This is a genomic window from Luteibacter sp. SVR4-7G, from assembly GCF_056755555.1.
Genome location: NZ_JBPGXO010000043.1, coordinates 22,758 through 35,698 on the forward strand (window position 1 = coordinate 22,758; position 12,941 = coordinate 35,698).

At 66.7% G+C, this 12,941-nt stretch carries 9 protein-coding genes; 5 read left to right on the plus strand and 4 right to left on the minus strand.

Annotation, left to right across the window (positions count from 1 at the left end; genetic code table 11):
• Window positions 1-112 precede the first annotated feature (112 nt).
• Window positions 113-1,639: a transglycosylase SLT domain-containing protein gene (locus ACR9ZH_RS15120; RefSeq protein ID WP_481291582.1), complete on the plus strand. Its 1,527-nt coding sequence runs from the start codon at window positions 113-115 to the stop codon at window positions 1,637-1,639.
• Between the two features lie 9 nt (window positions 1,640-1,648).
• Here the strand turns inward: ACR9ZH_RS15120 and ACR9ZH_RS15125 are convergent, their stop codons facing one another.
• The 3 genes from ACR9ZH_RS15125 to ACR9ZH_RS15135 form a co-directional block, all read right to left on the minus strand.
• Window positions 1,649-2,095 (minus strand): hypothetical protein, encoded by a 447-nt coding sequence (locus ACR9ZH_RS15125; RefSeq protein ID WP_481291583.1) that lies wholly within the window; start codon window positions 2,093-2,095, stop codon window positions 1,649-1,651.
• Between the two features lie 129 nt (window positions 2,096-2,224).
• Entirely contained in the window at window positions 2,225-3,082 is an 858-nt protein-coding gene (gene asd / locus ACR9ZH_RS15130) for an archaetidylserine decarboxylase (RefSeq protein ID WP_481291584.1), read from the minus strand.
• Complete coding sequence (locus ACR9ZH_RS15135) at window positions 3,079-4,017, minus strand: LysR family transcriptional regulator (RefSeq protein WP_481291585.1); 939 nt, start codon at window positions 4,015-4,017, stop codon at window positions 3,079-3,081. Before ACR9ZH_RS15135 ends, asd begins: the two co-directional genes overlap by 4 nt.
• Window positions 4,018-4,139: 122 nt before the next feature.
• Between ACR9ZH_RS15135 and ACR9ZH_RS15140 the strand changes: the two genes are divergently transcribed.
• The 4 genes from ACR9ZH_RS15140 (at window position 4,140) to ACR9ZH_RS15155 (ending at window position 11,319) form a co-directional block, all read left to right on the plus strand.
• Complete coding sequence (locus ACR9ZH_RS15140) at window positions 4,140-4,874, plus strand: SDR family NAD(P)-dependent oxidoreductase (RefSeq protein WP_481291586.1); 735 nt, start codon at window positions 4,140-4,142, stop codon at window positions 4,872-4,874.
• A 7-nt stretch (window positions 4,875-4,881) separates the two neighbouring features.
• Window positions 4,882-5,094, plus strand: a complete 213-nt coding sequence (locus ACR9ZH_RS15145) for a tautomerase family protein (RefSeq protein WP_481291587.1) — start codon at window positions 4,882-4,884, stop codon at window positions 5,092-5,094.
• 218 nt (window positions 5,095-5,312) lie between these two features.
• Window positions 5,313-10,754 carry an autotransporter outer membrane beta-barrel domain-containing protein gene (locus tag ACR9ZH_RS15150; protein ID WP_481291588.1) on the plus strand — a complete coding sequence of 1,814 codons (5,442 nt, stop codon included), beginning with the start codon at window positions 5,313-5,315 and terminating at the stop codon, window positions 10,752-10,754.
• A 4-nt stretch (window positions 10,755-10,758) separates the two neighbouring features.
• Window positions 10,759-11,319 (plus strand): hypothetical protein, encoded by a 561-nt coding sequence (locus tag ACR9ZH_RS15155; RefSeq protein ID WP_481291589.1) that lies wholly within the window; start codon window positions 10,759-10,761, stop codon window positions 11,317-11,319.
• Between the two features lie 41 nt (window positions 11,320-11,360).
• Here the strand turns inward: ACR9ZH_RS15155 and ACR9ZH_RS15160 are convergent.
• On the minus strand, window positions 11,361-12,941 hold a 1,581-nt coding region (locus ACR9ZH_RS15160; RefSeq protein WP_481291590.1), incomplete at its 5' end, for a CocE/NonD family hydrolase.

A 12,941-nucleotide genomic window follows, 5' to 3' on the forward strand; every position in this document is an offset into this window, starting at 1 on the left:
AACAAGTCTACGCAACGGCGCGCCGCTACGGAGGATTTTCGCCCGAAGGCGCTTGAGTCCTGCCGCCCCGGGGGGTAACGTTGCCAGCATTGTCTTACCCCCGAGTCCGTGCATGTCTGTCCGTATCCCGCGCCCCCTTCTGATCCTGCCGCTTGCGATCCTGGCTGGCTGCGCGTCGAGCGGCGCCCCCCGTTCCGGCAAGGCGACCCCCGAGGTCAATGCCTTGTACGACCGGATGAACCAGGCGAGCAAGGGGTACGAGGCGTCGATCGACCAGGCGCGCCGTGGCGATACGCCCGCGGCCGAGCGCACGCGCAAGCAGGCACTCGACCAGTTGAAGGATGCGTCGGCGCGGTGCGCGCTGACCGCGGGCTGCGACCAGCAGCGCTTCGCCGACGTGTTCGATCGCCTGCTTCGCCTGAAAGACGGCAGCTTCATCGAGGGCGAGGACGCGGACGACACGGAGCAGGAAGCCGAGGCGGGCGCGCAGCCCGCCGAGGCAGCCGGCTCCGTCGCGATCGGCACGCTGCCGCAGGCCCAGCGCAGCGTCACCATGCTCAAGGGCCAGCAGTTCTCCGACCTCATGGTGATGAATGGCCCGGTCAAGGCCGCGTTGGAAATGTGGCTGACCCAGCTGCGCCCGAACCTGATGGACGCGTACGTCAATTACCAGATGATGCGCTACAAGATGTGGCCGGCGTACAAGAAGGCCGATCTGCCGGAAGCGCTGCTGTTCGGCATCCTGGCCAAGGAATCCGGCGGCAAGGTGCATGCGGTGTCGCGGTCGGGCGCATCCGGCCCGCTGCAGTTCATGTATTCGACGGGCCTGCGCTTTGGCCTTTCCAACGCCGACGGCTTCGACCAGCGTTTCGATCCGACCATGGCCGCGCAGGCCAATGCGGAATACATCGACGAGCAACTGGGCGTCTTCAACAACAACCTCGAACTCACGCTCGCCGCGTATAACGCAGGCGAGGGCCGCATGCGCCGCCTCGCCGCGGCAAACCCCGGCGCGGGCTTCTACGACCCGCAGATCTACGGCCAGATGTCCGCGGAGACCCGCGACTACGTGCCCATGGTGCTCGCCGCCGCGTGGCTGTTCCTGCATCCCGACAGCTACCACCTGACCTGGCCGAAGATCGACGGCGAGGCCGGGCAGATCGTGCTGAAGCGTCCGGCATCGATCGCCGAACTCACGGTGTGCCTGGGTTCGACCCAGGGCATGCCGGAGGGCTGGTTCCGTACCTTGCGCAACCTCAACCCGCGCCTCGATCCGCAGGTGAGCCAGCCGATGGGCGCGCGGCTGGAAGTGCCGAAACAGCTCGAAAAGGCCTATGCGGCCAGTTGCACCGACGGCCCCTGGCCCATCCTTGCCAGCGACCTGCACAACGCGGTGAAGATCGTCGCGCCGGCACCTCCGGCGGCGACGTCGGCCGCGCTGGCGTATGGTCCCTCGCAGGCGCCAGCCAAGGCCTCGTCGGGTTCGTCGAAGCACTACACCGTGCGCCGTGGCGACACGCTGGTGGGCATCGCACGCAAGAGCAATTGCGCCGATGTCGAGGACATCGCCCGCATGAACGGCCTGAAGGGGCACCAGTTGAAGGTGGGGCAGGCGATCCGTCTGCCCGTGTGTCGCTGACGCCTGCGGTTATGCCGCCGCGTGTGGCTCGGTCATCCAGCTCGCGCTGGGCTCACGTCGTTCCGATGCCGACAACTCCTTGATCTGGCGCATCAGGCGCAGGATCTGCCGGTGCAGTTCTTCCATGCCGGGGCGGCGTGAATCGAGGGTCTCGTGGTAGACGCAGGCGATCCAGAGGGCCACGCCACGCGTGGCGATCAGGGGATTTTCCGAGCGGGCCTTGCCCAGGCCGATGTCCGGCCCGTGCCCGTAGGTGCTATAGCGTTCTTCCGGCGGCGTGCCGTACAGGTGGGGGAAATCGCAGGCGGCGGCCTGCTCCATCTCGCGCCGCACCAGTTGCTGGAGGTCGGCATGAGCGCGGACCGGGAGTGCGAGTACGACGCGCTCGATATCGGCGAGCTGCCGGCGAAGGCGGATTTCGCGGTTCACGGCAATGAGATGACTGACCAGACGCATGGACGGCTTCCCCTAGACGGATGCTCTTGTGGCCCCGCGCCCCTCCCCCGATGAAGGTAGCGGTCCGGGGAGGATACCCCGGCCATGCGTCAAATGTAAGACGTTTTTGTCACATTGTGACGTGCCTGGTCAGGGGCTCGTGCCGGGGCGGCCGGTCCAGCGGCCCAGCCTCTGGCCGACGATAACCTGTTGCTGGGGCGCGAGTTCGTCAAGCGTGTAACCCTCCGGCAACAGGAGGATGACGGTCGAACCCATGTTGAAGCGGGCCATCTCGGCGAAGCGCTCGAGCTTCACGTGCCGGTCGCGGCAATCGTGCCGGCGGATCTCGGACGCATACGGAGGAATGGCCAGGCCGTCCCAGACCGTGGCGACACTGGAGACGAGGATCGCGCCCACCATCACCGACACGAACGGGCCGTGTTCGCCCTGGAAGTGGCAGACCAGGCGCTCGTTGCGTGCGAAGAGGCGGGGAATGGCCTCCACCGCGAACGGCGCCACGCTGAAGATGCGGCCCGGCACATGAGTGGTTCCGGTGAGCTCGCCTTCCAGCGGCATGTGCACGCGATGGTAGTCGCGCGGCGAGAGGTAGATGGTTACGAAGCTGCCGTTGCGGAACGGCACGGCCGCCGCCTCGTCGCCGAGCAGTTCGGCCGCGGTGTACTCCTGGCCCTTCGCCTGGAAGATCCGTCCGTCGCGAATGCGCCCGGACTGGCTGATGCGGCCGTCCGCCGGCGAGACGAGCGCCAAGGGATCGGGATCGGCCTGGCGTGCATCGGCTTTCAGCTTGCGGGTGAAGAAGGCATTGAAGTGCTGGTAGGCGAAGGGATCCGGCTGGGCCGCCTGGCCCATGTCGACGTCGTAGCGCTTCACGATCTCCCTGATGAGGAAGTTCTTCCACGGGCCCCACTCCCACCGGGTCGCCTGGTAGACGATGCGCGAGAGGAAGCGGTGCGGGAGGATGTACTGCAGCAGGACGTTGGGCTTCATGCGCGGGAGTATAGGGGACCCGGCTGCGGCGTCACCTCTGTCGCGAGGAAATCGATGAAGGCGCGCACGCGCGGTGGCACGAAGCGGCTGTGCGGGTAGATCACGTTGTAGGGACGGGTGCGGCCGCCGAAATCGACGAGCACCTCCACCAGCGTTCCCTTGGCCAGGTCCTCCTCCACCACGAATCGGTAGGCCTGGAACAGCCCGGCACCCGCGCGGGCGAGGGTCACGCCGCCGAGCACGTCCTCGGAAAGGGTGTAGCTGCTCTCGACCTCGAACTCGATGTCCTCGCCACGATCGCGAAGCAGCCATGGAATGCGGCGGCCGCTGCTGGGCAGGTCGAACTGGATGCATTCGTGTGCCGGCAGGTCGGCCGGCGAACGCGGTGTGCCATGCGCCTGTAGATAGGCAGGCGCCGCGACGATCACGAGTGGCGCGTCTTCGAGGTGGCGTGCGATCAGCGAGGAGTCGGCAGGTGCGCGCACGCGAATCGCGAGATCGAACGCCTCGTCCGCGAAGCCGACGTTGCGGTTGGCTATGTGTACGTCGAGGCGGATGCCGGGATGTTCGCGGTGGAAAGCCGGCAGGCGGGGCAAGAGCCGGTAATGCGCATAAGTGGTGGGAACGCTGATCCGCAGCCGTCCCGACAGCTGGGTCTCTTGCCCGGTGGCCATGCGCCCGGCATCGGCGAACTGGGCCAGGGCTTGCCGGCACTGTTCCATGTAGACGCGGCCGGCGTCGGTGAGGCGGATCTGGCGGGTGCTGCGCACGAAGAGGCGCACGCCCAGACGAGCTTCCAAACGCGCCACGGAGCGGCTCACCGCGGCAGGCGTCACGCCCGCGGCCGTGGCCGCGGCGGTGAAGCCACCCAGTTCGCCGGCCAGGCAGAACAGCTCGATGCTGCCAAGCATCAGGTCATCGAATTGCCGGTGCATGTCTTTACACCATGTAACGAGTCATTTGCTCCGAATCATATTTATCCACAGGCGGCGCATCAATAGATTGTGCATCAGCCCGGCCGCACGGCCGGGACCCCTCAATCTTTCGGAGCAGCACCATGAGCACCCGCAACACCGTCATCGTCACCGGCGCCTCCAGCGGCCTCGGCTTCGCGATCGCCAAGGCCTTCCTCGACCTCGGCTACAACGTGCTCGGCAACGGCCGCAGCCAGGAGCGCCTCGACGAGGCCGCCGCAGCGCTCGGCAACAGCGAGCGTTTCCTCACCGTGGCAGGCGACATCGCCTCGCCGGAAACGGCGGAGCGCCTGTTCGACCACGCGATCGAGGCGTTCGGCCAGGTCGACGTGCTGGTCAACAATGCCGGCATCTTCATCGCCAAGCCTTTCGCGGATTACACCGTGCAGGAGATCGATGCGATGATCGACACCAACCTCCGCGGCGTCGTGTATCCGTCGCAGGTCGCGGCGCGGCATATGTCGGCGCGCAAGTCGGGCCACATCGTCAACATCACGGCTAACCTCGGCATCCACGCCGACCGCAATGTGACGGCGGGCCTGGCGGTCCTGATCAAGGGCGGCCTCAACGACCTCACCCGCGCGCTGGCGCTCGAGCTCTCGCCGCACAACGTGCGCGTGAGCGCGGTGGCGCCGGGGATCATCGAAACCCCGATGCATGCGCCTGAAACGCACGGCTTCCTGAGCGGGCTGAATCCGATGGGCCGGATGGGCCGCCCGGAAGACATCGCCGAGGCCGTGGTCTACCTCGTGCGCAGCTCCTTCACCAACGGTGTCGTGCTCCCGGTCGACGGCGGCGCGAGCACCGGCCGCTGGTAATGCCGCCATGCCCTTCGTCAGTGTCCGTATCACCCGTGAAGGCAATACCCCTGAGCAGAAAGCCCAGGTGATCGCCGAAATCACCGAAACGCTGGAACGCGTGCTCGGCAAGTCGCCCGAGGTGACGCATGTCGTGATCGAGGAAATCTCGATGGAGGACTGGGGTTATCGCGGCGTACCCACGTCGCGCTTGCGTGGTCCCGATCCCGGCCCGCGCTAGCTGGATATCTGGCAAGAACGCGGCACTTGTAGGTTGTTTCGGCAACGGCGGGCGGATGTGCACGGCGGGTTCACCTAGGTGATTTTACTGCTGACTGCATCGCCGCCCGCCTTCTTGCGAGGCGGAACAGGATTCGCCGGGCGGCGCGGGAAGGGCAAGGGGACGTAGCCGCGGTGCGTCATGTCGTCAGGGACGACGGCGCCAGTAGGGACCAGAACATGAAGCTGTCGCTTGGGTCGCGCGGACACCCGAAGGGAACGTGCCGCGACACGGTGCGTACGTGCCGGATTCTTCATCTCGCCATCCTTGGCGCACTGGCCGCCCTGCCTTCTGCGAGAGCGCAACAGGTCGCCCTGCAGCCCTACGACCCCGTGAACAACGACGGCGAGGTCGGACAGACCGTCGTCGCTGCCGGAGCAGATGTCACGATATCGGGTCCCGAGCAATTCCAGGCAGGATTGAGCGGATCGCAGAGTACGACGCTCGGAGCGCTCGACGCGCTGAACCGGCTGATGTCGGGCAAGGAATGGATCGATGCTCCACGCCTGAATCCCGGCACGCAGAACTTCGGCGTCAGCGTTCCCGATCCGATCACCGGCGGGCGGCGGGTCGTTTCCGCCTATAACACCGCCAATCTGTTCCCGACCGCACCGGTCACCTACGCCACGACGGTACCCGACGTGGTGAACGTGAACGACCAGCAGTACATCGACGCGCGCGTCGCCACCGTGACCTCCGCGGGAGGCACGCTCACGGTGAACATCGGCGTTCCTGGCCAGGCTTCCAGCGCCGATGCCAACGGCTGGACGATGGCCGCCAAGCAGAGTTCGCTCTTCTACGCGGACGGTACCGGGAGCGCGGCCAGTGACATCAACTGGACCTCGAACAACCGCATCACGTTCACCGGCGAAGTGGCGCAGCCCACCGAGCCGCAGACCTATAGCGTCACCTACGTGGCGCATTTCGGCGGCAGCTTCAACGTGACGACGAGCGATGGCGTGACAAGCGCGCACACGGTCACCAACGACGCCCAACTGCGCAGCTACAACGATTTCCTCATTGCGCAGATGCAGGCAGGCAATCTCGATCCCGCGCGTTACGCCGGCCTTTTCGCCCAGGGTTTCAGCTGGACCACCGAGCACATCGTCTACGGCATCACGGCGGACAGCCCGCCCGACGAGGTCGCCCAGCCGATCGGCGATCGCATCGTCATGCACCTGGTGGGTCCGAACGCCCATGGCACCGTCGCCGCAGGCGCCATGCTCGAGGTGGCCAACGCCAACAATGGAGCCATTCGCGGCGAAGGCGGCGCGAGCGTGACCGTCGACGGCACGCTGGCCACCACGCATACGGCCGGCGATGGGTCGGCGATCGTTCTTGCCGGCGGCAGTACCGGCGCGAACCATGGCGTGATCAACGGCAACTTCTTCCGCAACGATGCCGGCGCGATCATCAACAGCGCGTATGGTTCCAACGTGGTGGATCTCGAGACGGCCAGCAGTTTCGACAACACCAGTATCCTGAACCTCGCCACGGGCTCGACCAATGGCGCAGGCAAGTCGACGGGCATCCGTCTCGGTGCGGGAACAAGCGCCACCAACAGCGGCATCGTCAACGTCGGCGTCACCGGCTCGCGTTCGAACGGGTCGATGGATGGCGTCTACGTGAACGACGCATCGGCGCGGTTCACCAATGCCGCCGGTGGCGTCATCTATATCGGGCGCGGTCCGCAGACCACAGCAGGCTCGCCGGCGGCGGACATCGCGGTCAATCAGGGAAGCCTCACCACGGGCATCAACGTGCCCGTGGACGGCACGGTGACGAACCTCGGCAACATCGTCATCGGCACGCTCACGCAGAATGCCGCGGGCATCCTGGTCACCGCGCCGGGAGCCGTGGTGAACAATGCCGGCACCATCGACATCAACGGCCGCGCGGCGGCCGTCCCGCGCGAGAACGTCGGCTTGCTGGTACAGGATGGCGGTGCCGGCGGTGGCGTCGTCAACAGCGGAACGATCAACCTCAACGGCGTGAACGGCACCGGCATCAAGGCGCTGTCCACGGGGGACGACGCGGCACAGGTGACCTCGACCGGCACGATCAACGTGGCCGGCGGTGCCGACCCCTCCAGCGGCACGCGCAACATCGGCGTCTGGGCCGAAGGGCAGGGCGGTGCGACCGCGAGCGCGAACGTGCGGGGGGCGGTGAACCTGCTCGGCGACGGTGCGATCGGCATCCACGCGCGCGGACGAGCGAACGTGGACGTGGCGGCGGGCGCCGCACCTGCCTTCGCGAGCGGCAGCAAGCAGATCGGCTTCTTCGCGTATGGCGACAACGCGCATATCCGTGTCAACGGTGGCTCTGTCTTGAACGTGTCCACGGCGCAATCGACCTTGTTCCGCCTCGACAGCGGCGCCGACTTCGACGGCACGGGACTGGCGATCGACGCCTCCGGTGCGCAGTCCACCGGCATCCTCGGCAGCGGTACGGGCTCGGTGCTGAATACGCGCAACGCCAGCATCGCGGTCTCGGGGCCGGGTGCGCAGGGTGTCGTGGCAGAAGGTGGATCGGCCGCGACCATCGATGCCGCCACCTCGATGTCGCTGACCGGCGCCGGTGCCGTGGCCGGTGTCGCGGATGGCCAGAAGCACAGCCTTACCGGAGCAAACACTGGCGGCCCGGTGGCTGCCACGTCGCTGACCAGCCTGGCCACCCTCAATGCCGCGCAGCCGGGCGTCATCGGCTTCATCTCTCGTAACAGCGCATCGCTGACCAACGCCGGTGCAATGAACTTCACTGGCGCCGGCACTACCAGCTTCATCGTCGAGACCAACGCGTCCGCGATCAATAACGCCGCCGTGGATCTGAGCGGGCCTGCGGCGACGGGCGCGATCCTTCGTTCGGGCGGCAGGTTCGCCAACAACGGAACGCTCCACGTCGGCAGCGGCACCGGCGTCCGCGTGGAGGGAGGGGGCACGCAGCGCCTGAATCCCGCCGGCACGATCGCGGTGGACGACGGTGTCGCCGGCGTACAGCTGGTGGACGGTGCCGGGCTCGTCCTTGGCAGTGGCGATTCCGCCATCGTCACCCGCGGCTCGGCGCACGGCGTGCTTCTCGACAGCGGCGCCACGTCGCTCGTGGCCAACGGCACGACCATCACGTCGCTCGGCACCGGCAACGCGATCGAGAATGCGGCGGAAATCCCGGACATCACGCTGACGGGCGCCACGCTCCGGTCCGTCGACGGCGCAGGACTGCGCACGGCCACCGCCATCGATCCGGCGTCCAGCGCCACCTTCGAGGTCGACGGCGAGGGCGTCGGCTATGCGTTCCGGCGTGCCGACGGCTCGCCTGCGAGTGCGGACCTCGTCATCGGCAACGGCTTCGTCGTGCATGGCAATGGCGCAGGTGCGACCGGCATCCAGGCCCTGACCAGCGGCGCCGTGTCCAGTGCGGCGACCGTCGATATCCGTCATGCGGCCGGGGGCCCCGCGCTGTTGGCAGGGACCGCTTCCTCGGTGAGCAACAGCGGCGTGCTGGCTTCGGCGAGCATGGTTTCCCCCGTGGTCGATCTTTCGAACGGCGGCGGCACCCGCTTCGCCAACAGCGGCAGTGTGCTGGCGGCGACGCCAGCGACGCAGGCCGTGCTCGGCAGCGCGGGGAACGATACGGTGACGATGGACGGGGGAGCGGTTCGCGGCGACATCGCGACGGCCGGCGGCAGCGACACATTCGCATGGACCGGCGGTACGCTCGACGGTGGCCTGACGATGGGCGACGGAGCGAACAACACCGCGACGGTGGGAGCGGTCGATACCTCGTCCACATACCACTTGCTCGCGGGTTCGGGCGGTGGCAATAGCTTGACCTTCGACGGCACGGAAGCGCGCGGCGGCTCCTTCGCCGCCGACATGCCCGGCAAAGGCATCAACCTGGGCACGGGATGGAACACCATCGCCTTCGCCGACGGTGCGATGTTCACGCTGACCGGCAACGTGAAGCTGGCGAACAGCGAAGTGACCATCGACCCTACGTCCGTCCTGTACGCAGGTGATGGGGTTCACCCGGTGATCGCGGGAGCTTCGCCGGGCTCGGCGAACGTCACCAACGCCGGCAGCATCGACCTGACCAACGGCGCGGGTTCACCGGGCAACAGCCTGACCGTCGACGGCAATTACACGGGATCGCCCGGGCGCCTGCATCTCGTCAGCCGGCTGGACCAGGGCGGTGCGCTCGCGGCACAGGCGACGGACCGGTTGCTGGTGCAGGGAAACGCATCCGGTGAAACCGTGATCTCGGTGACGCCGGCGGCGACAAGTTCGGGTGCGCTCACCGATGTGGACGGCAGCGGCTACGTGGGTGCCGGCGAGGGCATCTCGATCGTCCAGGTGGCGGGCACATCGAGCGGCGGTGCGTTCCGGCTCGACGGCGGCTACCTCGCCTTCGGTCCATGGCAGTACGGGCTGTATGCGTTCGAGCCCGGTGCCAGCGATGCCGCGCAGCGGGTGACTGGCGGAACGACGAGTGGGAGCACGTACTGGGATTACCGTCTCGCCAACGTGCTCGTATGCGAGGGGCCGTGCCCGCCGCCCACCACGGCATCGCCCGCACCGACGCCGCCGCCGGGCCTTCCGTTCATTGCGCCGCCGCAACCTGCCGGGCCGCTGCCGCAGGTGGAGTCCAGGCCGGCGGTGGTACCGCAGGTTCCCGCCTATGTCGTCTCGCCCTCGGCCCTGGCGCTTTACGAATACCGGACGATCGACAACCTGCATCGCCGCCTCGGCGAGATCCGCGATATGGACGATAGCGGCGACGGCTTGGGAGGCGAGCCTTTCGTCCGCTACATGGCCGGTGACTATAGTTATTCCACCGACCGTTCCTTCCGCGCATTCGGATACGACTACGACGTCGATACCCGTGCCTTCCAGGTCGGCGTGAATATCTTTGCGTTCGACGCGGACCGTTCCGCCCTTCGCGCAGGCGTGGCGTATACGCACGGCACGACCCGCCTCGACCCCAAGGCAGCGGACGGACATAGCCATGCCGAGTTCTACTCCAACGCCATCGCCATGTTCCTGACCTGGCAGCAGCAAAGCGGCTTCTATATCGATGCGGTCGCTTCGGGCGACCGTCACCAGGGCGATATCGACACGGCGCGAAGCAAGGGCGTCGCGCGCGTGCGCGGTTCCGGCTGGAGCGGCTCGGTTGAAACCGGCTACCCGTGGATCCTGGACGGCGGCTGGGCGCTGGAGCCGCAACTGCAGCTGGTGCGTCAGCACATCGGCCTGCGTGACCAGACCGACCTGGAAGGCGTGACCACGCATTACCGCGCGTTCGAGCAGACGATAGGGCGGGCTGGCTTGCGCGTTCATCGCACCTGGCTGACCGACGGTGGCGGCAAGGCCACGCCGTATGCCCGCATCAACTACATCCGTGGCTGGGGTGGCCGGGCCGGTGTGAGGGTGGGCGCGGAAGGCTACGACGTTGCGCAGACATTTGCCGGTGGAAGCTTCGGGCGGATGGCTGAGATCGGGTTCGGAGGCACGTTCGCCTGGGCGAACCGGCTGTCGATCTACGGCGAGGCCGACTGGCAGAAGAACCTGGGGGAAGCGGGGACTCGAGGCTGGTCGGCAAACCTTGGTTTGCGCTGGGATTTCTGACCCTATGAAGACGAGACTTTGCTGGCTTCCGTTCCTCCTTTGCGCCGCCGCAGCGGTGCACGCGCAGGAAGCACTGCCCCTGGGAGCGGGGCAACTCGTGGATTTCGAAACCTTGCCTTCCGGTACCATCGCCACCCCGTTCAAGGACCCGGGCGGCCGTTACACGCTCGTGGCCTCGCGCCGAGGGCCTTTTCTCTACGGCGAGCGCGCCGACTCCGGCATGCGTCCCCTGTCCGGTCGTTACCTGGCCATTCGCCCGGGCACGTCCGAACGTACGAACCTCACCAGCATCGTGCTCGGGCCTGACATGCACGGCAGCGATGTGTCCTTCGACTACTGGATCCAGACGCCGGGAGAGCAGGCGGTCAAGCTGGGTTGCGTGTTCAGCGGCGGGCCCGAGACCTCGGAATGGTCGGGCGCCACGGTGCACGCCGGCAACTACAGCTGCCACGCTCCCGCAGGCACCACGGTCCGCGAGATCCACCTCAGCACGACCTTCGATGGCGGCATCCTGCGCATCGACAACCTCATGATCCACACGGTCAGCGCACTGGCGAAAGACTGACCTCCGGTTGGCTCCCTTTCGGTCGTGTAACGGTGCGAGGTTCACTGCGTCATCGGTAGTTCTACATAGGTGCCGTTCTCGCCATCCCGTACGATCCGCTGCGTGGCCTTGCGGTAGTCGCCCGGCTTTGCGTTGAAGATGTTCGGGACGAAGGTCTGCGGGTTGCGGTCGTAGAGGGGGAACCAGCTGGACTGGATCTGCACCATCACGCGATGGCCGGGCTGGAAGACGTGGTTCACCGTGGGCAGCGGGAAGCGGTATTCGAGCGCTTTGTCCGCTACCAGCGCCTTCGGCTTGTCGTAGCCTTCGCGGTAGCGACCGCGGAATATCTCCATCGCGATGGGCAGCTGGTAGCCCCCCATGGCCGGCTTCTCTTCCACTTCGTCGGGGTACACGTCGATCAGTTTCACCACCCAGTCGCTATCCGTTCCGCTGGTGGATGCCAGGAGGTGTACCAGCGGTTCGCCCGCCACGCCCATCGGACGTTCGAGCACCGGAGAAACGTAGGTGAGCACATCCGTACGGGTGGCGAACTGTCGCTGGTCGTCCACCAGCCACTCGGGCCAGCTGTCGACCTGGTCCGGCACGCCGTGCGACCACGGCTGGATGGGACGCAGGCGGTAGGGCACGGGCTTCGCGGGATCGGATACGTACTCGTCGGCGCCGTCGGCGGGCACCGATTCGCCGAGGGCACCGTCCGCCTGCACATACCAGCGATGCATCGCCGGCGCACAGCCTTCGCGGCAGCCCGACGGCCATCGGTCCAGCTTGCGCCACACGTTCTCGCCGGTGACGAAGGCGCTGACCGGGGCGATGTCCGCCTTCGGTGCATCGTCCTTCAGGTACTGCGCGAGGAACGGCCGCAGGATCTGCTGGCGGAAGGCGGTACCGGTATCGCTGCCCAGGTTGAGGGCGCCGATGGTGTTCGCGCTCTCCCAGGTCTTCGCATGGCGCCAGGGGCCGAGCACCAGCCAGAGCTTCTCGTGCTTCGGATCGCGAGGCGCCAGTGCGCGGTAGACGGCCATGTCCCCGTAGTTGTCTTCCTGGTCCCACAGGCTGTGCACGAGCATCGTCGGCACGGTCATCGGTTCCTTCGCTGCGATCCTGTCCAGAGCCTGCTCGGACCAGAAGCTGTCGTAGGCCGGGTGGGCCAGGATCTTCTGCCAGAAACCCAGCGCCTCCATGCCGTAGGCGCGGCCGACGTCGCCTGCCGAACCGTAGTGGAGGTACAGGTCGTAGTCGTCGCGGAAAGCGCTGGTCCAGCCGATATCGCTGTGGCGCGAATTCACCATGCCGTAGATGTAAGGAATCATCTGCTGGCGGAAGGCACCGCGATGGAACCAGTCGTCACCCATCCAGCCGTCGATCATGGGGTTGATCGGCACGGCCACCTTGAGGGCGGGGTGGGGACGGATGGTGGCGATCATCGCCTCGAAGCCGTCGTAGGAAATGCCGATGATGCCGACCTTGCCGTTGGATTCCGGAACGTGCTTCACCAGCCAGTCGATGGTGTCGTAGATGTCCGACGATTCGTCGATCGCGGTGGGATTGCCGTGGCCGACGGGCGGACGGTTCATGACGAAGTCGCCTTCGGAGCCGTTCTTTCCGCGGATGTCCTGGAT